Annotated in this window: 20 protein-coding genes and 1 tRNA gene; 14 read left to right on the forward strand and 7 right to left on the reverse strand. The window is 71.2% G+C overall.

Annotation, left to right across the window (positions count from 1 at the left end; all coding sequences use genetic code 11):
• The first annotated feature begins 36 nt into the window (after positions 1 to 36).
• The gene (locus CSIV_RS03550; protein WP_077050037.1) at positions 37 to 843 is read left to right on the forward strand and encodes a TrmH family RNA methyltransferase; all 807 of its coding nucleotides are present in this window, start codon (positions 37 to 39) and stop codon (positions 841 to 843) included.
• A 2-nt stretch (positions 844 to 845) separates the two neighbouring features.
• Here the strand turns inward: CSIV_RS03550 and CSIV_RS03555 are convergent, their stop codons facing one another.
• On the reverse strand, positions 846 to 1,703 hold the full coding sequence (locus CSIV_RS03555; RefSeq protein WP_077050038.1) for an SGNH/GDSL hydrolase family protein: 858 nt from the start codon (positions 1,701 to 1,703) through the stop codon (positions 846 to 848).
• Positions 1,704 to 1,982: 279 nt separating this feature from the next.
• Here CSIV_RS03555 and CSIV_RS03560 point away from each other — a divergent pair, with 279 nt between their 5' ends.
• Entirely contained in the window at positions 1,983 to 3,863 is a 1,881-nt protein-coding gene (locus CSIV_RS03560) for a DEAD/DEAH box helicase (protein ID WP_083734972.1), read from the forward strand.
• 155 nt (positions 3,864 to 4,018) lie between these two features.
• Positions 4,019 to 5,098, forward strand: a complete 1,080-nt coding sequence (locus tag CSIV_RS03565) for a VIT1/CCC1 transporter family protein (RefSeq protein ID WP_077050039.1) — start codon at positions 4,019 to 4,021, stop codon at positions 5,096 to 5,098.
• Between the two features lie 243 nt (positions 5,099 to 5,341).
• On the opposite strand, the gene CSIV_RS03570 is transcribed toward CSIV_RS03565, so the two are convergent.
• Together CSIV_RS03570 and CSIV_RS03575 are read right to left on the reverse strand one after the other, a co-directional pair.
• On the reverse strand, positions 5,342 to 6,385 hold the full coding sequence (locus CSIV_RS03570; RefSeq protein ID WP_077050040.1) for an isopenicillin N synthase family dioxygenase: 1,044 nt from the start codon (positions 6,383 to 6,385) through the stop codon (positions 5,342 to 5,344).
• A gap of 158 nt (positions 6,386 to 6,543) precedes the next feature.
• Positions 6,544 to 6,628: transfer RNA gene (locus CSIV_RS03575), tRNA-Leu, on the reverse strand.
• Positions 6,629 to 6,767: 139 nt separating this feature from the next.
• Between CSIV_RS03575 and CSIV_RS03580 the strand changes: the two genes are divergently transcribed.
• A complete protein-coding gene (locus tag CSIV_RS03580) occupies positions 6,768 to 8,069 on the forward strand; it encodes a M20/M25/M40 family metallo-hydrolase (RefSeq protein ID WP_077050041.1) in 1,302 nt (433 codons plus the stop codon).
• 8 nt (positions 8,070 to 8,077) lie between these two features.
• Positions 8,078 to 8,929 carry an undecaprenyl-diphosphate phosphatase gene (locus CSIV_RS03585; RefSeq protein ID WP_077050042.1) on the forward strand — a complete coding sequence of 284 codons (852 nt, stop codon included), beginning with the start codon at positions 8,078 to 8,080 and terminating at the stop codon, positions 8,927 to 8,929.
• Positions 8,930 to 8,983: 54 nt separating this feature from the next.
• Here CSIV_RS03585 and CSIV_RS03590 read toward each other — a convergent pair whose 3' ends face one another.
• Positions 8,984 to 9,850, reverse strand: a complete 867-nt coding sequence (locus CSIV_RS03590) for a PAC2 family protein (RefSeq protein WP_077050043.1) — start codon at positions 9,848 to 9,850, stop codon at positions 8,984 to 8,986.
• Positions 9,851 to 9,947: 97 nt separating this feature from the next.
• On the opposite strand from CSIV_RS03590, the gene CSIV_RS03595 reads away from it, so the two are divergent.
• The 9 genes from CSIV_RS03595 (at position 9,948) to lnt (ending at position 19,880) form a co-directional block, all read left to right on the forward strand.
• Positions 9,948 to 10,640, forward strand: coding sequence for an HAD family hydrolase (locus tag CSIV_RS03595; protein WP_077050044.1), 693 nt, complete (start codon positions 9,948 to 9,950; stop codon positions 10,638 to 10,640).
• The gene (locus CSIV_RS03600; protein WP_077050045.1) at positions 10,637 to 11,662 is read left to right on the forward strand and encodes a tRNA (adenine-N1)-methyltransferase; all 1,026 of its coding nucleotides are present in this window, start codon (positions 10,637 to 10,639) and stop codon (positions 11,660 to 11,662) included. The genes CSIV_RS03595 and CSIV_RS03600 overlap by 4 nt, the downstream gene beginning before the upstream one ends.
• A 9-nt stretch (positions 11,663 to 11,671) precedes the next feature.
• The gene (locus tag CSIV_RS03605) at positions 11,672 to 12,619 is read left to right on the forward strand and encodes an FKBP-type peptidyl-prolyl cis-trans isomerase (protein WP_077050046.1); all 948 of its coding nucleotides are present in this window, start codon (positions 11,672 to 11,674) and stop codon (positions 12,617 to 12,619) included.
• Between the two features lie 26 nt (positions 12,620 to 12,645).
• Positions 12,646 to 13,638, forward strand: coding sequence for a helix-turn-helix transcriptional regulator (locus tag CSIV_RS03610; protein WP_077050047.1), 993 nt, complete (start codon positions 12,646 to 12,648; stop codon positions 13,636 to 13,638).
• Positions 13,635 to 14,618, forward strand: coding sequence for a helix-turn-helix transcriptional regulator (locus CSIV_RS03615; RefSeq protein ID WP_077050048.1), 984 nt, complete (start codon positions 13,635 to 13,637; stop codon positions 14,616 to 14,618). The genes CSIV_RS03610 and CSIV_RS03615 overlap by 4 nt, the downstream gene beginning before the upstream one ends.
• A gap of 79 nt (positions 14,619 to 14,697) precedes the next feature.
• Positions 14,698 to 14,952: a Sec-independent protein translocase subunit TatA gene (gene tatA / locus CSIV_RS03620; RefSeq protein ID WP_077050049.1), complete on the forward strand. Its 255-nt coding sequence runs from the start codon at positions 14,698 to 14,700 to the stop codon at positions 14,950 to 14,952.
• 63 nt (positions 14,953 to 15,015) lie between these two features.
• Entirely contained in the window at positions 15,016 to 15,774 is a 759-nt protein-coding gene (gene tatC, locus CSIV_RS03625; RefSeq protein ID WP_077050050.1) for a twin-arginine translocase subunit TatC, read from the forward strand.
• Entirely contained in the window at positions 15,771 to 18,245 is a 2,475-nt protein-coding gene (locus CSIV_RS03630; RefSeq protein ID WP_083734973.1) for a DEAD/DEAH box helicase, read from the forward strand. The genes tatC and CSIV_RS03630 overlap by 4 nt, the downstream gene beginning before the upstream one ends.
• 72 nt (positions 18,246 to 18,317) lie before the next feature.
• Complete coding sequence (lnt, locus tag CSIV_RS03635; protein ID WP_077050051.1) at positions 18,318 to 19,880, forward strand: apolipoprotein N-acyltransferase; 1,563 nt, start codon at positions 18,318 to 18,320, stop codon at positions 19,878 to 19,880.
• 14 nt (positions 19,881 to 19,894) lie between these two features.
• On the opposite strand, the gene CSIV_RS03640 is transcribed toward lnt, so the two are convergent.
• The 3 genes from CSIV_RS03640 to CSIV_RS03650 form a co-directional block, all read right to left on the reverse strand.
• Entirely contained in the window at positions 19,895 to 20,263 is a 369-nt protein-coding gene (locus CSIV_RS03640) for an RNA polymerase-binding protein RbpA (RefSeq protein ID WP_077050052.1), read from the reverse strand.
• Between the two features lie 109 nt (positions 20,264 to 20,372).
• Positions 20,373 to 21,155 carry a glycerophosphodiester phosphodiesterase family protein gene (locus CSIV_RS03645; protein ID WP_077050053.1) on the reverse strand — a complete coding sequence of 261 codons (783 nt, stop codon included), beginning with the start codon at positions 21,153 to 21,155 and terminating at the stop codon, positions 20,373 to 20,375.
• The gene (locus CSIV_RS03650; protein WP_202400747.1) at positions 21,152 to 22,144 is read right to left on the reverse strand and encodes an SPFH domain-containing protein; all 993 of its coding nucleotides are present in this window, start codon (positions 22,142 to 22,144) and stop codon (positions 21,152 to 21,154) included. Before CSIV_RS03650 ends, CSIV_RS03645 begins: the two co-directional genes overlap by 4 nt.
• Positions 22,145 to 22,151: the final 7 nt, after the last annotated feature.

A 22,151-nucleotide genomic window follows, 5' to 3' on the forward strand; every position in this document is an offset into this window, starting at 1 on the left:
GACGCCGTCGCCCGAGGAGGCTGGCAGAGTGGGACGATGCCCGTGATCCCCCTCGACGCCGCCGACGATCCGCGCCTGGCCGACTACCGCGACCTCACCGACGTGTCCTTGCGGCGGGTCTCCGAGCCCGCGGGGGGCCTGTACATCGCGGAGTCCGCGAAGGTGCTGGATCGGGCGCTCCGCGCGGGGCATCGTCCGCGCTCCGTGCTGGTGCAGGAGAAGTTCCTCGACGACGCGCTCGCCCTCGTCGGGGAGGACGCCGAGATCTACGTCGTGCCCGCCGAGGTCGCCGAACAGGTGACGGGATACGCCGTGCACCGCGGGCTCCTGGCATCCATGCACCGGCCGGTCCTGGCATCCGTCGAGGAGGTCGTGAAGGACGCGCGGCTCGTCGTCGTGCTCGAAGACATCGTCGATCACACCAATATCGGAGCGGCGTTCCGTTCGGCAGCGGCCCTCGGGGCGGATGCCGTGCTCGTCACGCCCCGGTGCGCCGACCCGCTGTACCGGCGGAGCGTGCGGGTGAGCATGGGCACGGTGTTCCAGGTGCCGTGGACGCGGCTGCCGGAGTGGCCCCGGGCGAAGCCCCTGCTGCAGGAGGCGGGGCTGCACCTCGCCGCCCTCGCGCTGTCGGAGGACGCGGTGACGCTCGACGCGTTCTCGGCCGCGGGGCACGAGCGCGTCGCTCTGCTGCTCGGGGCCGAGGGCGACGGGTTGAGCCGCGGGGCGCTCGCCGCCGCCGACACGGTCGTGACGATTCCGATGGCCGGGGGAGTGGACTCGCTCAACGTCGCCGCCGCGAGCGCGGTCGCGCTGTGGGAGTTGGGTCGCGCGCTGCGCTGAGTTCAGACCTGCGTCTCGCGGGAGGCGGCGGGGTCCCGGCCCGGGGCGAGGGTGATCACGGGCAGCGGCTCGGGGCGCTTGGGCAGGATGTGGTCGCCCGACGATTCGTGGCGCAGGCGCCGCAGCACCCACGGCACGAGGTACGAGCGTGCCCAGACCAGGTCTTTCTCGCGCGCCGCGCGCCACGTCGTGGGCGTGAGCGCTTCGGGCTGCATGGGCTGGAGGTCGTTGGGGACGTTCAGGGCGCGCAGCACCATGCGAGCGATCTCGTGGTGGCCGAGCGTGTTGTAGTGCAGGCGGTCGTCGTCGAAGAAGCGCATGTCCTGCACCTCTTTCAGGCCCCACTGGTCCGCGACGATGCAGTCGTAGCGGTCGGCGATGGAACGGATGTTCTCGTTGTAGATCGCGACCTTCCCTCGGATGCCGCGGAACACCGGCGTGAACTCGGTGTCGATCCCCGTGAAGACGACGAGCGTCGCGCCCCCGCTGCGCAGCCGCACGACGGCATCCTCGAACTGCTGCGAGACCGCGTCGGGGTCGGTGCCGGGGCGGATGACGTCGTTCCCGCCCGCCGAGAACGTGATGAGGTCGGGCTTGAGCGCGAGCGCCGGCTCGATCTGGTCGGAGACGATCTGGCCGATCAGCTTCCCCCGCACGGCGAGGTTGGCGTACGCGAAGTCGTCGACCTGGGAGGCCAGCACCTCGGCGACACGATCGGCCCAGCCGCGGTGCCCGCCGTCGGGCAGCGGGTCGCCGATCCCCTCGGTGAACGAATCGCCGAGGGCGACGAATCGGCGCCAGGGGTGCGGGCCGGGGTTGTCGAACGGAGACGGGGCGGGCGAGTGCGGATCGAGTGTCATCGAAACCTCCGCTTCCAGGCTAACCCCGGGCTGCGACACGGCAAGGGGTGCGGCGCGGGCCCCTCTCGGCGACGGTGCCGTGCGCTGCGCTGCGCTGCGGTCTGCGCGCCCCCCTGTGCCGATAAACGCGATCGGCGGCGAGAAACAGGACGACGGCACGTTTCTCATCGCCGATCGCGTTTATCGCTGGTGGGGTGGCGGAACCCTCCCCAGGCCGCAACCGCACCCCCACGCCTTCGCCTATCGTGGATGTTCGCGCTCGTGAGGGATGGAGGTTCGATGCTGGAGGAACAGGCTCGCACCCCCGAGGCGTACGACCCGGCCGCGGATGCCGACGAGCACCACTTCGGAAGCTTCGCCGCCGAGCACCTCTCGCCCTCCTTCCCGCAACGCGCACCCTGGGGAACGGCCCAGCGCCTGCGCGCCTGGCAGGCCGAGGCGCTCGATCAGTACTTCGGCTCCGACGGGCCGGACGGCGTCGGCAAGGGCCCGCGGGACTTCCTCGCCGCCGCCACCCCGGGCGCCGGTAAGACGACGTTCGCGCTCCGCCTCGCCTCCGAGCTCATGCGCCGCCGCGTCGTCGACCGCATCGTCGTCGTGGCCCCCACCGAGCACCTCAAGACCCAGTGGGCCGAGGCGGGGGCGCGCGTCGGCATCCGCCTCGACCCGTACTTCTCCAACCGGCACGCCACCCCGTCGCGGCAGTACCACGGCGTCGCGGTCACCTACGCGCAGGTGGCCGTGAAGGCCGATGTGCACCAGCGCCTGACGATGGATGCCAGAACCCTGGTGATCCTCGACGAGGTGCACCACGGCGGAGACGCGCTCAGCTGGGGCGACGCGCTGCGCGAGGCCTACGGCCGAGCCACCCGGCGTCTGCTGCTGTCGGGGACGCCGTTCCGCAGCGACACCGCGCCCATCCCGTTCGTGGAGTACCACCCCAACGACAAGGGCATCCGTCTCTCGCGCACCGACTACGCCTACGGCTACCGGCGCGCACTCGACGACGGGGTCGTGCGCCCCGTCTTCTTCCTCGTCTACGCCGGACAGATGCGTTGGCGCACCAAGGCCGGGGAGGAGATGGAGGCCCAGCTCGGGCAGGACAACACCAAGGACATCACCTCGCAGGCCTGGCGCACCGCGCTCGACCCCAACGGCGACTGGATCCCCGCGGTCCTGCGCTCCGCCGACCGGCGCCTCACCGAAGTGCGCGAGACGGTCCCGGATGCCGGCGGCCTCGTCATCGCGACCGACCAGACCGCCGCGCGGGCCTACGCCACGATCCTCGAGGACATCAGCGGCGAAAAGGTCACCGTCGTCCTCTCCGACGAAGCCGAGGCCTCGGGCCGTATCGAGACGTTCTCGAAGGGCACGAGCCGCTGGATGGTCGCGGTCCGCATGGTGTCCGAGGGCGTCGACGTCCCACGCCTCGCCGTCGGCGTGTACGCCACGAGCGCCTCGACCCCGCTCTTCTTCGCCCAGGCCATCGGCCGCTTCGTCCGTGCCCGGCGGCGCGGTGAGACCGCGAGCGTCTTCCTCCCCAACGTGCCGCAGCTCCTCGCGCTCGCCGGAGAGATGGAGGCTCAGCGCGACCACGCCCTCGACCGCGACAGCGACGCGGACGACCAGTGGAACGCCGAAGAAGACATGATGGATGCCGCCGAGCGCGAGGACAAGGCGTCCGACGCGCTCGAGCAGGAGTTCGAGTACCAGGCCCTCGGCTCGCTGGCCCACTTCGACCGCGTCCTGTTCGACGGGCAGGAGTTCGGTCAGCTCGCCGTCCCCGGCACGGTCGAGGAGGAGGAGTTCCTCGGCATCCCGGGGCTCCTCGAACCCGAACAGGTGCACGAGGTGCTCATGACGCGGGCGTCGCGCCAGTCCCGCCACCGTTCCTCGCGCGAGGCGAAGGAGAAGGCGAGCGGCCAGGAGCCGCCGAGCGTCGACGAGGGCGGACTGCCCCAGCCCCTGCACCGCACGCTGAAAGAGCAGCGGCAGCTCCTCAACAGCCTCGTCGGGCTCTACGCGCGCCAGACCGGCGAGGCGCACGGCCTCGTCCACGCCGAGCTCCGTCGCATCTGCGGCGGACCCGCCGTCTCGCACGCCACCGTCGCGCAGTTGCAGGCGCGCATCGAGGTGCTGCGCAAGCGCGTGCGGTCCTGAGCGCCGCGGATTCGCCCGTCCGAAATGCTGACGCCGAGCCGTCGGCATCCGCGTCTTTCCGGGCTTCGGAAGCCCGAAATGCTGTCAGTATCGGCCGACGCGCCCGGGGGAGGGGATCCCGCGGCCTAACGTGGGGGCCGACCTGAAGGAGAACCGTGACGATCGCCGCCACACCCACCGCCCGCGACCGCCGCCGCTGGGCGCGCTACCTCGTCGACGAGCGCGCCGAGGCCCGCGTGTACCGCGACCTCGCGAGCCGCCGCACCGGCGAGGAGCGCGAGATCCTGCTCGCGCTCGCCGAGGCCGAGGGCCGTCACGAGCAGCACTGGATCGACCTGCTCGGCGACACTCCTCACCGACTTCCCCGCCCGGGCCTGGGCACCACGATGCTCGCCTGGATGGCCCGCCGTTTCGGCTCGATCTTCGTCCTCGCGCTCGCCCAGAACGCCGAGGCGCGCTCGCCGTACGCCGACGAGCCGTACGCGACCGCGCAGATGGCCGCCGACGAGCAGGTGCATCACGAGGTCGTCCGCGGCCTCGCCGCGCGCGGCCGTCGCCGCCTGTCCGGGACGTTCCGCGCCGCCGTGTTCGGCGCGAACGACGGCCTCGTGTCGAACCTCGCCCTCGTGATGGGCGTCGGGGCCACGGGCGTCGCCCCGAGCTTCGTGCTGTTCAGCGGCATCGCCGGCCTCCTCGCCGGCGCCCTGTCCATGGGCGCGGGCGAATTCGTCTCGGTGCGCTCGCAGCGCGAGCTGCTCGAGGCCACCGAGGAGAACGACTACGCCGACGCGGCGCTCCCGCACCTCGACCTGGATGCCAACGAGCTCGCGCTCGTCTACCGCACCCGCGGAATGGATGCCGAGGAGGCCCTCGCCAAGGCGCGCGAGGTGGTCACCGCGGCGCAGGCCGGCACCGCCCCGGCCGCCGCGGCGCCCGGGGAATCGTCGCACGAGGTCGTCGGAAGCGCGTGGGGCGCGGCGATCTCGAGCTTCCTGTTCTTCGCCTCCGGCGCGATCATCCCCGTGCTGCCGTGGATCTTCGGCATGAGCGGTGTCGCGGCGGTCGCCCTCGCGCTCGGTCTCGTCGGCGTCGCCCTGCTCGGCACCGGCGCGATGGTGGGGCTGCTCTCGGGCGCCTCGCCGCTCAAGCGCGGCCTGCGCCAGCTCGCGATCGGTTTCGGCGCCGCCGCGGTGACGTACGTCCTCGGCCTGCTGTTCGGGGTCTCCGCGGCCTGACGCCCCGGCATCCGCTCGCGCCCGACGTTCTGTCGGCCATAAACGCGATCCACGACGAGAAACGCGCTGACAACGCGTTTATGCGCGCGGATCGCGTTTATGACGGATGCCGAGCGGTGCGGGCCCACGGATCGTCCCGGCGGCCGCGGCCTCGCGCGGCACCTCGGGCGCCCTGACGACCCACCCGCCCGACTAGCCGCGGTCCGCGCTCAGCCGCGGCTCGCGCTGAGCCGCGGCTCGCGCTCAGCCGCGGCTCGCGCTGACCCGCGCGGCCTCGCGCACCGCCGACAGGTTCTTCCGGCCCGCGCGCGAACCGGCGAGCTTCGCGGCGATGTGCTGCGCGACCGTCACCGGTTCGTAGAGCGCCGGGGACTCCCGCGTGGCGAAGTGGGGGAGCACCCCGACCACCGCGTCGGCGTTGCCGTCGTGGAAGAAGGCCGCCGACCGGCGCCGCTCGATGGTGCCGTTGATCACGGGAGGCTTGACCCGGTGCAGCGTCGAGAGCCACTTGTCGTTCGTCAGCCGTGCCGCGACGTCGCCGATGTTCACCAGCAGCGCCCCCTCGGCGGGCATCACGTCGTTCCACGACCCGTCCAGCCCCAGCACCTGCAGCCCGGCGACGCGGTCGGCCCACAGCACCGTCACGAGTCCGAAGTCGGTGTGCTCGCCCATTCCGGTCAGCTCGGCGCCCAGCTCGATCGAGCCCGGTGGCAGCGCATAGTTGTTCATCCGCAGCACGTCGATCGAGTGGTCGGTCAGGGCGTCGAACGAGTCGTCGGGCACCCTTAGCGCCGCCGCGAAGACACGGGTCAGCGTCTGCGCCACCCGCCGGGCCTCGTCGTAGTACGCCTCGACCGCGCCGCGGAACGCGGGGGTGACGTCCGGCCACGTGTTCTCGGCGTAGTCCGCGGGGGTCGCCGTCGTGCCGGGGTAGTCGCGCCAGGACGTGCCCACGTTGAACGCCTCGAAGAAGTCGTTCATGCGCGTGACCGGGTCGATGCCGAGGCTGTAGCTCAGCGACTCGCTCTTGGGCGGCGTGTACCCGCGGTTCTCGGCGACCGGGCGGACGTACTGCTTCTTGGCATCCAGGGGCAGGCCGAAGAAGTCGTCGAGCGCCTCCTCGAGATCGGAGATCACCCGGTCGGGTACGCCGTGCCCGACGATCTGCATGAACCCGACGGTGCGGCAGGCGTGATCGACGGCGGCGACGACGGCCGCGCGGGCCGCCTCGGGTCCACGGCCGACCCAGGCGGAGATGTCGATGGTGGGAACGTGGAACCGGTACATGTGGCATCCATCCTTCCGGGATGCCTCGACGCTAGATCCGCGATGTCACGGCGGCGTTTCGTCGGTGTCACGGTTGCGCCGGGTCGGGGTCCGCAGCCCTCCCGCTCCCGCAGACAACGAAGAAGGCCCCGGACGAATCCGGGGCCTTCTTCGTTCTGTGCGCGAGGGGGGACTTGAACCCCCACGCCCTATACGGGCACTAGCACCTCAAGCTAGCGCGTCTACCTATTCCGCCACCCGCGCATTGGGTGTTGGTCGCTTTCGCAACGAAGAACGACATTACCACGCCCGCGCCGTGCCCCCGAACCGCGGCCGCAACCCGGGCGCGTCCCGCTCGTGGCGTGGACGGGGGAGGGTCCGGCATCCGGGTACCGTAGTGCCCATGTCCGAGCACGATGCCGACCCGCCCGAGGTCGCCCGCGTGGCCGCCGACCTGATCCGCTTCGACACCACCAACTTCGGCGGCGGACGGTCGCGCGGCGAGCGCGAGGCCGCCGAGTACGCCGGCGCGTACCTCGAGGACCTCGGTCTCGACGTCGACTACTACGAGCCGATCGCGCGCCGCACGAACCTCTCGACGCGCGTGCCCGGCCGCAACCGCGACAAGCCCGCGCTGATCCTGCACGGCCACCTCGACGTCGTCCCGGCCGTCGCCGAGGACTGGAGCGTCGACCCGTTCGCGGGCGAGATCCGCGACGGCATCCTGTGGGGCCGCGGCGCGGTCGACATGAAGGACATGGATGCCATGATCCTCACCGCCGTGGCCGACGTGCTGCGCGCGGGGGAGCAGCCCGAACGCGACATCATCGTGACGTTCTTCGCCGACGAGGAGAACGGCGGCGTCGAGGGTTCGGCCCTCGTCGTCCGCGACCGCCCCGAGTGGTTCGCGGGTGCCACCGAGGCAATCAGTGAGGTCGGCGGATACTCGATCACGGTCGACGATCGGCGCGCGTACCTGCTGCAGGTGGGCGAGAAGGCCCTGCTGTGGATCAAGCTCGTCGCGCGGGGCCGCGCCGGACACGGCAGCGCCCTGCACCCCGACAACGCCGTGACCGCGGTCGCGGAGGCCGTCGCCGCCCTCGGCCGGACGCGATGGCCCGTCCGCCTGACCGACACCACGACGCAGCTCCTCGCGGGTCTCGCCGAGCTCACCGGCGACGACGCGGGCGACCCCGACCTCCTTGCGCAGCGCGCGGGCGCGGCATCCGGGTTCCTCCGCTCGACGCTTCGGACCACGACGAACCCCACGGGACTCACCGCGGGGTACAAGCACAACGTCATCCCCGACCGTGCCGAAGCCCTCATCGACGTGCGGGTGCTGCCCGGTACCGAGGAGGCGGCGCTCGCCGACATCCGCCGCATCGTCGGCCCCGACATCGAGGTCGAGATCGTCCACCAGGACATCGGCCTGGAGGTGCCGTTCGCCGGCGACCTCGTGGACGCCATGGTGGGGCAGCTGGCCCGCCACGACCCCGGCGTCCCGGTGATCCCGTACCTGATGGGCGGCGGCACCGACAACAAGGCCCTGGCCTCCCTCGGAATCTCCGGTTACGGGTTCGCGCCGTTGCGACTCCCGTCCGATCTCGACTTCACCGGGATGTTCCACGGTGTGGATGAGCGCGTCCCCGTCGACGCGCTCGAGTTCGGTCGTCGAGTTCTCGCCGACCTCATCCGGACGTACTGAAGGAACGCATGCAGAACATCTTCGAGGTCATCATCCTCGGGCTCGTGCAGGGCCTGACCGAGTTCCTCCCCATCTCCTCCAGTGCGCACATCCGCATCGTGGGGGAGTTCCTGCCGTCGCAGACCGACCCGGGGGCGACGTTCACCGCGATCACGCAGCTCGGCACCGAGCTGGCGGTGCTGATCTACTTCCGCAAGAAGATCGGCCGGGTCATCTCCCGCTGGTTCGGGTCGCTCACCGGCCAGGTGCCGCGCAACGACCCCGACGCCCGCATGGGGTGGCTGATCATCATCGGCACCATCCCGATCGGGGTGGCCGGGTTCCTCCTGCAGAGCCTCATCCGCGACAACTTCCGCAGCCTCTGGATCACCGCGGTCGTGCTCATCGTCTTCGGCATCCTGCTCGGTCTCGCCGACCACTACGGCAAGCGTCGACGCGATCTCGACGACCTGACCTACCCGCACGGCCTCGCCTACGGGTTCGCGCAGGCCCTCGCCCTCGTGCCGGGCGTGTCCCGGTCGGGCGCGACCACCACGCTCGGCCGTGCCCTCGGGTACAAGCGCACCGCCGTCGCGGAGTACTCGTTCCTCCTCGCCGTCCCCGCGGTGTTCGTCAGCGGGCTGTACGAGCTCTACAAGAGCTTCGACGAGGGGACCGGGCCGTACAACCTCGGCGAGACCGCCCTGGCCACGGTGATCGCGTTCGTGGTGGGCTTCCTCGTGATCGCCTTCCTGATGCAGTACCTCAAGAAGGGCAGCTTCCTGCCGTTCGTGATCTACCGCATCGTCCTCGGCGTCGTGGTCATCGTGCTGCTCCTCACCGGAGTCGTGCCGGCCGAGTCGACGATCATCTCCGGCTGACCCCGCACGCAGCAGAACGGCGCCGCCCCCTCGGGGAGGGCGCCGTTCTCGCGTTCAGCGGCGGGGCGGGTCGTCGCGGCCCGGCTTGGTCGGGCCGTCGCCGCCACGCCGCAGGTACCGCTCGAACTCCTGCGCGATGGCGTCTCCCGATGCCTCGGGCGAATCCCACGTGTCGCGGGTCTGCTCGAGCTGGTGGATGTAGTCGCGCATCTCGTCGTCGTCCGCGGCGGCGGCGTCGATCGACGCCTCCCACGCGAGGGCTTCGGCGGCCAGCTCGCCGCGGGGAACCGGGATGCCGGACACGGTTTCGAGGCGGTCCAGCAGTGCGAGCGTGGCCTTGGGGGAGGGCGTGTGCCCCGCGACGTAGTGCGGGACGCTGGCCCAGAGGCTCGCCGTGGGGATGCCGGCGCGCTCGGCCGCGTCGCCGAGTGCGCTCAGGATGCCGACGGGCCCCTCGTAGAGGCTCCGTTCGAGTCCGAGCGACTGGCGGACCGCGTCGTTGTCGCTGCCGGCGAAGACCGAGATCGGGCGGGTGTGCGGGACGTCGGACATCATCGAGCCCAGCGCGACGAAGCCCGTGACGTCCTCGCGGAGCGCCACGTCGACGAACTCGGCGGCGAAGGCCTGCCAGGCGCGGGCGGGCTCGACGCCCGTGAGCAGCCAGATCTCCGGGCCGTCGGTGCGCTCGGCGGGGCGGAGGAGCGTCGCCTCGGGCCACGTGAGCGTGCGGCGACCCTCGGCATCCACTCCGACCTGCGGGCGCGTGTACTGGTAGTCGAAGTACAGCTCGGGGTCGACCGAGTGCACCACCTCGTAGTCGCCGCCGGCGCGCAGCATCGACGCCGCGGCCGAGGCCGCCTCTCCGGCGTCGTTCCACCCGTCGAAAGCGGCGACGATGATCCGGCGACCCAGTGCGTCCACGCAACCTCCTCTGCCCCTGCGGGGCTGGATATCCAGGATAGGCGCATGCGCCCGGGGGAGCGCGAGGCGGCCGCCGGGCGCTCGATACGATGGAACGATGACTTCCCCCGCCCCCGCCGCCGTCCTGTGGGACATGGACGGCACCCTGGTCGACACCGAACCTTTCTGGATGGCGGCGGAGACCCCCCTCGTGGAGCGCTTCGGCGGCACCTGGTCGCACGCGCAGGCGCTGGGCATGGTCGGGCTCGCCCTCGAGGACTCCGCCCGCCTGCTGCAGAACGCCGGGGTCCCCTGGGGCGTCGACGAGATCATCGCCCACCTCACCGACGAGGTGCTGCGGCAGCTCGCCGTGGAGGGCGTGCCCTTCCGGCCCGGCGCGCGCGAACTGCTCGCCGACCTCCGCCGTTCGGGCGTGAAGACCGCCCTCGTGACGATGTCGATGCGGCGCATGGCGCTCTCGGTCGTCGACCTGATCGACTTCCCCGCGTTCGACGTCGTCGTCGCCGGTGACGACGTCGAACGGCCCAAGCCCCACCCCGATCCCTACCTCCAGGCGGCCGACGCCCTCGGCGTCTCGATCGTCGACACCGTCGCGATCGAGGACTCGCCCAACGGTCTGCGCTCGGCGATCGCCAGCGGCGCGGTCACCCTCGGCGTTCCGCTCATGGTGCCGCTCGACGGGGTCGGGGCCCACGACCTCTGGCCGACGTTGGAGGGACGCGGTGCCGCGGACCTCGCGACCCTCCACTTCACCCACGCAGCCGCGCCGAACCCGCAGGAGACCCGATGAGCGAGACCCCGCACCTGAGCGGACCCTTCCGGGTCGGCGATCGCGTGCAGCTGACCGGGCCCAAGGGCCGGATGCACACGATCACGCTGCGCGAGAACGGCGAGCTCCACACCCACAATGGCGTCCTCAAGCACGAACTCCTCGTGGGCCAGCCCGACGGCAGCGTCGTCACCAACAGCTCCGGTCACGACTATCTGGCGCTGCGGCCGCTGCTGCGCGACTTCGTGATGTCGATGCCGCGGGGAGCGGCGATCGTCTATCCGAAGGACGCGGCGCAGATCCTGTCGCAGGCCGACATCTTCCCCGGTGCGACGGTCGTGGAGGCGGGCGTCGGTTCGGGCGCGCTGTCGCTGTGGCTGCTGCGTGCCATCGGTCCGAGCGGGCGCCTGGTGTCGTTCGAGCGCCGCGAGGAGTTCGCGGACGTGGCGCGCGCCAACGTCGAGACGTTCCTCGGCGCGACCCCCGCCACGTGGGAGGTCGTCGTCGGCGACCTCGTCGAGAACCTCCCGGATGCCGTCGCCCCGGCATCCGTCGATCGTGTCGTGCTCGACATGCTCGCGCCGTGGGAGTGCATCGACGCCGCGGCCGACGCGCTCACCCCCGGAGGCGTCGTGCTCTGCTACGTCGCCACCGCGACCCAGCTGAGCCGCGTCGCGGAGTACATCCGCGCCACGGGGCTGTTCACCGACCCGGATGCCTCCGAGACCATGGTCCGCGGCTGGCACGTCGAAGGACTCGCGGTCCGCCCCGACCACCGCATGGTCGCGCACACCGGTTTCCTGCTCACCGCCCGCCGTCTCGCCCCGGGCGCCGTCCCGCCCGAGGTCAAGCGCCGCGCATCGAAGTCGAGCTACGGCGACGAGGACGTCGAGCTGTGGACCCCCGGCGCCGTCGGCGACCGCGAGATCACCGACAAGAACCTCCGCAAGCGCGTGCGGGAGGCCCAGAAGGCCGCCGACGGTGTCCGCCACCGCGAAGGCGACCCCGCGGGCGCGACGGAGACACCCGACGCGAACGCCTAAACTGATCCGGTGCGCAGACTCCCCGCCCTCGTCGCCGTGACCGCCCTGGCCGCCATCGGCCTCGTCGGATGCTCGGCATCCCCCGCCGCGTCCTGCTCGGATCCCACCGACAGCGCCATCGGGGCCGCGGTCCAGGCCGACGGCGACTTCGGCACGGCGCCCACGGTCTCCGTGCGTTCCCCCTTCCTTCCCGAGCAGTCCGGCGCGCAGACGCTCATCGCCGGCGACGGCGAGCGCCTCACCGTCGACAACCAGCTCGCCCTGGTCGATGTGACGGTGTTCGACGCGACCACCGGTGAGAAGCTGGTCGCCACCCCGTACAAGTCCGACGTCGCCTCGGCGACGCCCCTGTCGAGGCTCGCGCAGTCGATCCCCGCCATCGCGCCGCTGCTGCACTGCGCGGCGGAGGGCTCCCGCGTGGCGGTGGCGATCCCCGGCTCCGACCTCGGCGCCCAGGGCGCCCAGGCCCTCGGCGTGAACGAGGGCGACGGTGCGGTCTTCGTCTTCGACCTCCGCCGGGTGTTCCTGCCGGCGGCGAACGGCGCCGATCAGTTCAACGCCGATTCGGGCATGCCCTCCGTCGTGCGCGCGCCCGACGGTCAGCCGGGTGTCGTCATCCCCGCCGGCGACGCTCCCACGGAAGCGCGGTCGCAGACCATCAAGAAGGGCTCGGGCGAAGAGGTGACCGCCGACTCGTCGGTCGTGATCCACCTCCAGGGCATCGCGTGGGGGGCCACGACCACGTTCGCCTCCACCTGGGACAACGGCGCACCCGGACAGGCGGCCGTGTCGGCACTGCCGCCCGCGCTCGCCTCCGCGCTCGAGGGCCAGACCGTCGGCTCCCAGGTGCTGGTCGTCGTGCCCGCTGACCAGACGGAGGCCGACCAGCAGGCGTTGCAGGCGCCCGCGGACAAGGCGCTCGTCTACGTCGTGGACATCCTCGGCGTCGTCGGCTGACCGACCACCGCGCCTAGGATGGGCGGGTGTCCGCCACCTCGTCCCGACCCGCTCCGGAGGAGCGTCTGGTCAACCTCGTCGTCGCCCTCATGGCGACCGAACAGGGGCTGACCAAAGAGACGATCCTGTCGTCGGTGGCCGGCTACCGCGAGCAGTGGGAGGCCGGGGCGTCCAAGGACGCGCTCGAGAAGATGTTCGAGCGCGACAAGGAGAATCTGCGCGGACTCGGCGTTCCGATCGAGACGATCGGCGACCGCGCCGACCCCGAAGACCTGCGCGAGGCCCGCTACCGCGTGCCGACCGCCGAGTACGCCCTCCCCGAAGACATCTCCTTCAGCCCGGCCGAGGTCGCGCTGCTCAACATCGCCGGCAGCGTCTGGGGGAGCGAATCGCTCTCCGCCGACGCGCGCAGCGGACTGCGCAAGATCCGCGCGCTCGGCATCCCGGTCGACGAACCGATCATCGGCTACGCGCCGCGCATCCGGGCCCGGGATGCCGCCTTCCCCGCGCTCCAGCGCGCGATCGAGCAGTGCCGCGTCGTCACCTTCAGCTACCTGCGTCCGGGCGACGCGCGGTCGCGGGAGCGTCGCATCCGTCCTCTGGCCCTGCTGGAGTACGAGGCGCGGTGGCACGTCTTCGGGTTCGACCTGACGATGGATGCCGAGCGCACGTTCCTGCTGTCGCGCATCGTCGGCGACGTGACGGTGACGCGCGAACGCTTCGACGAGGTGCTCCGGGTCGGTGCGGGGGAGCGGGCCCTCGCCGGTCTCGAGGAGGTCGCGCGACGACAGCGGGCGCTGCTGGAGGTGCATCCCGGCACCGAGGCCGCGTTGCGGCTGTCGCGTCGCGCCGAGTCCGCGCCGCAGGGCATCGTCGTCCCGTACGTCGATCTCCACGTGTTCGCCGACGAGCTCGCGTCGTACGGGCCCGAGGTCCGCGTCGTGGCACCCGACGACCTCCGCGACCAGGTGATCCGGCGTCTGACCGCGACGCTGGCGCTGCACGGAGGTGCCGCGTGAGTTCCGACCGCGCCCTTCCCGCGCTCGATCGAGCCGCCCTGCTCCTCCAGCTCGTGCCGTACATCGTCGGCAAGGGCGAGGTGTCCATCGCCGAAGCCGCGGCCGACTTCGACGTCACCGCCGACCAGATGCGGGCGATGGTCGAGCGTCTCACCGTCATCGGACTGCCCGGCGAGGGCGGCTACTGGCAGCTCCCGAACGAACTGTTCGACATCGACTGGGATCTGCTCGACCGAGACGACGTCATCTCGATCACGAACACGGTCGGACTCGAGCGGTCGCCGCGGCTCACCGCCCGCGAGGCCGCCGCTCTGCTCGCGGGTCTCCAGCTGACCCGGACGCTCCCCGGCGTCGGTGACAGCGCGCTCGTCACGGGCCTGCTGGCGAAGCTGCGGCGCGGTGCGTCGTCGACCCCGCCCGCGGTGATCGTCGCGCCGGGCCCCGTGGACGGCGTCCGCGACGTGGTCGACCGGGCTCTGCGCCGGCGCGTGGCGGTGTCGTTCACCTACCGCGCCCCGGGGACCGGCCCCACCATCCGTACCGTCGACCCCATCAAGGTGCACATCGCCGGCGGGCAGTGGTACCTGCAGGGATGGTGCCACACGCGCGAGGCGGTGCGGACGTTCCTCCTCGAGCGCGTCTCCGATCCCGAGCTCACCGACATCCCCGCCGTCCACGGCGCCGACCCCGTGCCCGAGCTGTTCGCCCCCTCCGACGACGAGGTCGTCGCGCGTTTCCGGTTCCCGCGTGCGGTGGCGCCTCTGCTGTCGGACTACCTCGAGCGCGCCACCATCGAGGGCGAGGGCGACGTTGCCGTCGCGTCGCTCCGTCTGGCCGACGAGCAGAGCCTGAAGCGCCTCGCCGCCCGTCGTGGCGGCGAGGTCGAGCTGATCGAGCCGACCGGTGCCCGCGCGGCTGCGGCCGCCTGGGCGGCGGCGGGTCTCGCCCAGTACGGCGGCGATGTGTCGCCCGAGGGGTGAACCCTGGGTGCTCTCCGGCCGTCGCCGGGGAGCACGGGCTACACTGAGAGTCACGCCCGAACGAGACTGAGGAGTCCTCATGCTAGGCAATCTGAACGGATGGCACCTGCTGATCGTTCTCGCGGTCATCCTGCTGCTGTTCGGTGCCGCGAAGCTCCCCGCCCTGGCCAAGAGCATGGGCCAGTCGGCTCGCGTCTTCCGGAGCGAGATGAAGGAGATGAAGCGCGACGACGAGGTCGCCGCGCCGTCCCCCGAGGCGCCCCGCGCGACGGACGCCGGCACCGCTTCCTCGGTGGCGCCCGAGAAGCGCGCGCCGAACGACACTTCCGCCTGACACGTGGCAACGGCAGGCCCGCCGCGGATCGACGTCCCGGAAGGACCGCGGCGCGACAAGCGCATGTCGATCGGCGCTCACCTCGTCGAACTTCGCAAGCGGCTGGTGATCGCCGCTCTCGGCCTCGTCATCGGAATGGTGATCGCGTTCATCATCACCGATCCGGTGATCCAACTGATCACCGAGCCGATCCGCGTGATCAACGAACAGCGTGGTGACGCGCAGTCGATGCTGAACTTCCCGACGGTGACGTCGGCGTTCGATCTGCGCATCCGGATCGCGTTCACGATCGGCATCTTCCTGTCCGCGCCGGTGTGGATCTGGCAGATCTGGGCCTTCGTGGTTCCCGGGCTCACGCGCAAAGAGATCCGCTACACGGCGAGCTTCGTCGGTGCGGCCATCCCGCTGTTCTTCGCGGGATGCTGGGTCGGCCTCCTGATCGTCCCCCACGTGATCGAGCTGATGGCCGGCTTCACGCCGGACGGGGCCGCGAACCTGTTCAGCGCCACCGAGTACTACGACTTCGTGTTCAAGCTCATGCTCGTCATCGGTGTCGCCTTCGTCCTGCCGGTGTTCCTCGTCGCGCTCAACGTCGCGGGCGTCCTGACCGGCAAGGCGATCCTCAAGGGGTGGCGCGTCGCCATCATCGTCGCGACGGTCTTCGCCGCCCTGGCGACTCCGGCTGCCGACGTCATCAGCATGGTGATGCTCGCCGGCATCCTGGTCGTGCTCTTCTTCGCCGCCGCGGGGGTATCCCTGCTCTTCGACCGGCGCAAGGCCAAGCGCCTCGACGCGATGGGTCTGCCAGGATCGATCGTGTGAGCGGACTCAGCGCGGCAGATCGATTCGCGCGGGCCTCGGCCCGTGCCCAGCACCCTCTGACCGCCGATTTCGCGGAGTCGCAGCGGTTCGACCTCGATCCTTTCCAGATCGCAGGATGCCAGGCCCTCGAAGACGGTCGGAGCGTGCTGGTCGCGGCCCCCACCGGCGCGGGGAAGACGATCGTCGGCGAGTTCGCCATCCACCTGGCGATGCTCGAGCCCGGCGACAAGGCGTTCTACACGACCCCCATCAAGGCGCTCTCGAACCAGAAGTTCCACGAGCTCCAAGAGGTCTACGGCGACGACGAGGTGGGGCTGCTCACCGGCGACACCAACATCAACGCCTCCGCGCGCATCGTGGTCATGACGACCGAGGTGCTGCGCAACATGCTCTACGCCGATTCCCCGGCGCTGCGCGGACTGCGGTTCGTCGTGATGGACGAGGTGCACTACCTCGCCGACCGCTTCCGCGGAGCGGTGTGGGAAGAGGTCATCATTCACCTGCCGCGATCGGTGAAGCTCGTCTCGCTCTCGGCCACCGTCTCGAACGCCGAGGAGTTCGGCGACTGGCTCGACACCGTTCGCGGCGACACCGAGGTCATCGTGTCCGAGACGCGGCCCGTGCCGCTCGAGCAGCACGTCCTCGTCCGCGGAGATCTGCTGCCGCTCTTCGACGATCGCGCCGGTGTCGCCACCGCACAGGTGAACCAAGAGCTTTTGCGCATCCGCGGCGGTCACGCAGCGACCTACGAGAGCAACCGGCGTGCGCAGGAGTACCGTTCCGCGCGCCACGCCGGCGGGCGGCGTCAACCGCGCGGGGGACAGCGCCCGCTGCGTGCGGCGCAGGCCCCGCGGATGGAGCGGATCGATCGTCCGCAGGTCGTCGACCTGCTGCGTCGGAATCATCTGCTCCCGGCGATCTTCTTCATCTTCAGTCGCGCCGGCTGCGACGCGGCGGTGCAGCAGCTGCGGCGTGCGGATGTGCGGCTGACCACCCCCGAGGAACGTTCCGAGATCCGCCGCGTGGTGGAAGAGCTGACGTTCGCGCTCAAGGACGAGGACCTCGCGGTCCTGCACTTCTGGGAGTGGCGCGAGAACCTCGAGCGGGGTATCGCGGCGCACCACGCCGGACTCCTGCCGGCTTTCAAGGAGGTCGTCGAGGAGCTCTTCCGCCGCAAGCTCGTCAAGGTGGTCTTCGCGACCGAGACGCTCGCGCTCGGCATCAACATGCCCGCCCGCACCGTGGTGCTGGAGAAGCTCGAGAAGTTCAACGGCGAGGCACGCGTCGCCATCACCTCGGGGGAGTACACGCAGCTGACCGGCCGTGCGGGTCGCCGCGGCATCGACGTCGAGGGTCACGCGGTGGTGCAGTGGACCGAGGGGCTCGAACCCCAGTCCGTCGCCGCCCTCGCCTCGCGTCGCACGTATCCGTTGAACTCGAGCTTCCGCCCGACGTACAACATGGCCGTCAACCTCATCGATCGGTTCGGTCGCGCTCGCGCCCGCGAGATCCTCGAGTCCTCGTTCGCGCAGTTCCAGGCCGATCGTTCGGTCGTCGGACTGGCGCGCCAGGTGAAGGAGGCCGAGGAGTCGCTCGCCGGGTACGAGACCGCGATGACCTGCGATCGCGGCGATTTCCGCGAATACTCCACGATCCGCCGCGAGCTGTCCGACCTCGAGAAGATCAACCGCCGCGACGCGACGGCGCCGCGCCGTCTGCGCGACGAGCGGCAGCAGCAGATCCAGTCGTTGCGGCGGCGGATGCAGCGGCATCCCTGTCACTCCTGCCCCGACCGCGAGGCGCACGCCCGCTGGGCCGAGCGGTACTGGAAGCTCAAGCGCTCCACCGACAAGACGCGCCAGCAGATCGACCAGCGCACGGGAACCGTGGCGCGTGTGTTCGACCGCGTCGTCGACGTTCTCACGGCGCTGGAGTACGTCGAGATCGATGACGACGGGGTCACCACGCTCACTCCGGCCGGCCGCACCATGCGCCGCATCTACGGCGAGCGCGATCTGCTCGTGGCGGAGTCGCTCCGGCAGGGGCTCTGGAACGCGCTCGACGCTCCCTCGCTCGCCGCCCTCGCCTGCTGTCTCGTGTACGAGCCGCGTCGCGACGAGGCGGGACCGGGGGAGCGGGGTCTCCCGCGAGGACCCTTCCGCGCGGCCCTGGATGCCACGCAGACGCTGTGGCAGGAGCTCGACGACCTCGAACGCGACCACCGTCTGCCCGGGTCGGAGACGCCCGCGTCGGGGCTCGCCCCCGCGATGCACGGCTGGGCACGCGGGCTGCCGCTGGACAGCGTGCTCACGCTCGCCGACATGGCCGCCGGCGACTTCGTGCGGTGGGCGAAGCAGACGATCGATCTCCTCGACCAGATCTCTCTCGTGGCCGAGCCGAAGCTCGCGAAGACGGCGCGGACCGCGCTGGACTCGGTGCGCCGGGGCATCGTCGCCTACACCTCGGCGTAGCGGCGTCCTCGAGCCCGCACGGGTCGTCCGCACCTCGCCGACGTCGCCCGCCCCGCCGCTTAGGCTGGACGGGTGCCCCTCGCCGACGCGCCGCGACCGATCCTCCGTCTCGCCTTCGCTGCGCCGCTGTCGACGGCCGCGGGTCTGCTGCTGGTCGCCGCATTCCCCGCGCCCGCGCTCTGGCCGGTGGCGTTCCCCGCGGTGGCGATGGCCCTGGTGGCCCTCGCCGGGCGGCGCGTGTGGTCGGCCGTGCTCGTCGGGTTCCTCTTCGGCGCGGCGTTCTTCTCGGTGAACCTCCTCTTCACGGCGCGGTACCTCGGCCCGATCCCGTGGATCGCCCTCTCGGTGCTCGAGTCGCTGCTGACCGCCGCGTTCGCGGTCCCGATCGCTCTGGCGTATCGATGGATGCCGCGGATCGCGCCGGGGTCCTGGGGGCGACTGGTGCTGCTGCCGACGCTGGTCGCGGCGCTGTGGACCCTCAGGGAGCAGATCGTCGGCTCGTGGCCGTACGGCGGCTTCCCGTGGGGGCGCATCGGAGTGTCGCAGGTGAACGGCCCGTTCGCGGAGGTCGCGTCCTGGGTGGGGATGTCGGGGCTCAGCTTCCTCGTGGTCCTCTTCTGCGCGATGGTGATCGAATACGTCCGACGCGCGCGTTTCCGTCGTCCGCTCGCCGCTCTCCCCGCGGCCCTGGTGCTCGTGATCCTGGTGGCGCTGCCGCAGTTCCCGACCGCCGAGGCGGGTTCGATGCGCGTCGGCGCGGTCCAGGGCAACGGCCCGGCGGGTTACTTCGACCAGCGCGAGCGCAACGCGGTGCTGAACGCGCAGCTGTCGGCATCCGCCCCGCTCTTCGGCCAGGACATGGACGTGCTGCTGTGGCCGGAGGGCGGCGTCGACTCGGACCCGACCCGCAACGCGGCGACCGCGGCCGTGCTCGAGGAGTTGTCGCGGCGCGTCGACGCGCCGCTTCTGGTCTCGGCGGTGACCGAGCGCGGGCCGAACCTGTACAACTCGGCGCTGCTGTGGACCGCGGACGGCGGGCCGCAGCAGACCTACGACAAGCGCAACCCCGTCCCGTTCGGCGAATACGTGCCCGACCGGGCGTTCTGGGAGCCGTTCGCTCCGGACCTCATCGGACTCATCGGCCGCGAGTACACGCCGGGTACGGCGAGTCCCGTCTTCGACGTGAACGGGGTCGGTGTCGGACTCGCGATCTGCTTCGACGTGATCTACGACGACGTCGTCTGGGACGGTGCGGATCAGGGCGCCCAGGTGTTCATGTTCCAGACGAACAACGCCGACTTCCGCGGGACCGACGAGAACCTGCAGCAGCTCGCGTTCGCCCGCATGAGGGCCATCGAGACGGGGCGCTCGGTCGTCAACCTCTCGACGGTCGGCACCAGCCAGGTGATCGCCCCCGACGGAGCGACGCTCGACCAGCTCCCCGTGGACGTGGCCGGACACATGCTCACCGATGTGCCGCTGCGGACAGGGCTCACCCCGGCCGTCGTTATCGGCCCGGCGGTCAAGATCGTCCTGGGGTGGGGGAGTCTCCTCGCCCTCGTGGCGTTGGGCGTGGGCGTCATGGTCCGCGGGCGCACGAACAAGACGCCGGCTCCCGAGGGAACCGGCGCCTGAATCCGTGATGCGCGTTAGGCGCTGATCTTCTGATCTCCGCCGCGGCGGGAGCGCAGGAACGCGAGGCGCTCCTCCAGGAGCTCCTCGAGCTCGGGGATCGTGCGACGCTCCAGGAGCATGTCCCAGTGCGTGCGGGGTGCCTTGTCGTCGCTGTGGTCGACGGTGGCGGTGCCTTCGCCGATGCGAAGCAGAGCCTCAGCGCCGCAGGTGCGGCACTCCCACGCCGGGGGCACCTCGGCGTCGGCGGCGAAGGTGAGCACCGTCTCGCGCCCGCAGGTGCTGCAGGCGTAGGTGTGCTGGGCCCGGTCGTGGAAAACGACCCCGTCTTCGCTCTGAAGGCTCTGTGCGCCGAGTCGGATGCCTCGAAGACTGCGATCTGCCATTGTGTGGTCCTCTCGTCGGTCCCCATGTATAACGGCCGCACCTGTGCGCTTTATTCGAACAAGGGGCTCCCTGACGGGATTCACAGAGGATGCTCAGGCCACCGGGGGTTCAGCGTCCGTTCACCACGGCGAGCGCGAGGTCCGCGCGGTCGGTGACGAGCCCGTCGACGCCCAGGTCCAGCAGCCGCTCCATGTCGGCGGGGTCGTTCACGGTCCAGACGTGGACCTCGACGCCGGCGGCGTGCGCGGCACGCACGAGCCCGCGGGTGACGACGCGGATCGGGCCCTGCCGCTCGGGGATCTGGAGCGCGTCGAGGCCGCCGAGCAGCCGCTCGACCCGGCGGCGCAGGCCGAGAGCCTGTGCCGTGACGAGCCGCCCGACGGTGGCCGAGCCGGGGGACGTTGCGGGGGGAAGAGACGCGCCGGCCGTCAAGGCCGCCGCCAGCGCGACGCGGCGCCGATCGTCGGAGAAGCTCGTCACGAGGACGCGCGCGGCGTGCGGGGCGATCAGCCGGCCGACGGGCTCGGCGGCGGCCTCCGCCTTGACGTCGAGGTTGAACCGGACATCGGGGAACGCCTCGAGGGCCTGCGGCAGGGTCACGAGTCCGCCGCGGTCGGCCATGAGCTCTTCGAGTTCGGGCAGGCGGACGTCGGAGATCTTCCGCGGGTCGCCGGCGACGCGGTCCAGATCGTCGTCGTGGAACAGGACCACCACGCCGTCGGCGGTGAGGTGACAGTCGGACTCGACGTACTCGATGCCGGCCGCGTGCGCCGCGGCCACGGCGGCGAAGGAGTTCTCGACGACCCCGAGGGCGGCGTCGTGCGCGGTCACGAGCCCCCGGTGCGCGAGGACGCGCGGCGGCGCGGGAGACAGGTAGGGATGGCGAGTCATGAGCCGGCGGGGGTGGCGCTGCCACGCTCGTCGGCCACGCCCTCGGTGGGGCTCACCGCGGACTCGACGGTCGGGCGGTCCGCGGTCGCCGCCGCATCCGGCTGCCCGGTGGCGCGGGTTCCGAACGCGCCCGAGATGCCCTTGAGCGCCTCGGTGAACTCGCTCGGGATGATCCACAGCTTGCTCGACGCGCTGTCGCTGATCTTCGGCAGCGTCTGGAGGTACTGGTACGCCAGGAGCTTGTCGTCGGGGCGCCCTTCGTGGATCGCCGTGAACACCGCCTGGATGGCTCGCGCCTCGCCCTCCGCGCGGAGCACCGCGGCCTGCTTGTCGCCCTCGGCCTGGAGGATGGCCGCCTGCCGGCGCCCCTCCGCCTCGAGGATCTGCGACTGCTTCGAGCCCTCGGCGGTGAGGATCGCGGCGCGACGATCGCGCTCCGCGCGCATCTGCTTCTCCATGGAGTCCTGGATGGAGACGGGCGGGTCGATGGCCTTCAGCTCGACCCGGCCGACCCGGATACCCCACTTGCCCGTCGCTTCGTCGAGCACCACCCGGAGCTGCCCGTTGATGTTGTCGCGACTGGTGAGGGCCTCTTCCAGGTTCAGGCCGCCCACGACGTTGCGTAGGGTCGTCGTCGTCAGCTGCTCGACGGCGCCGAGGTAGTTGGCGATCTCGTACGTCGCCGCGCGGGCGTCGGTGACCTGGAAGTAGACCACCGTGTCGATCGAGACGACGAGGTTGTCCTCGGTGATCACCGGCTGGGGCGGGAACGACACCACCTGCTCGCGCATGTCGATGAGCGGTCGCACGCGGTCCACGAAGGGCACCACGATGTTCAAGCCCGGCAAGAGGGTCTTGTGGTAGCGACCCAGCCGCTCGACGACCCCGGCGCGGGCCTGCGGGATGATGCGGATCGCCCGGAAGATGGTGACGATCGCCAGGATCGCGACGGCGATCGCGAGCGCCCAGCCGATCGCGGTGGGAAGCAGATTGTCG

Origin of the sequence: Microbacterium sp. CSI-V (assembly GCF_001984105.1) — a bacterium.
GTDB lineage: Bacteria > Actinomycetota > Actinomycetes > Actinomycetales > Microbacteriaceae > Microbacterium.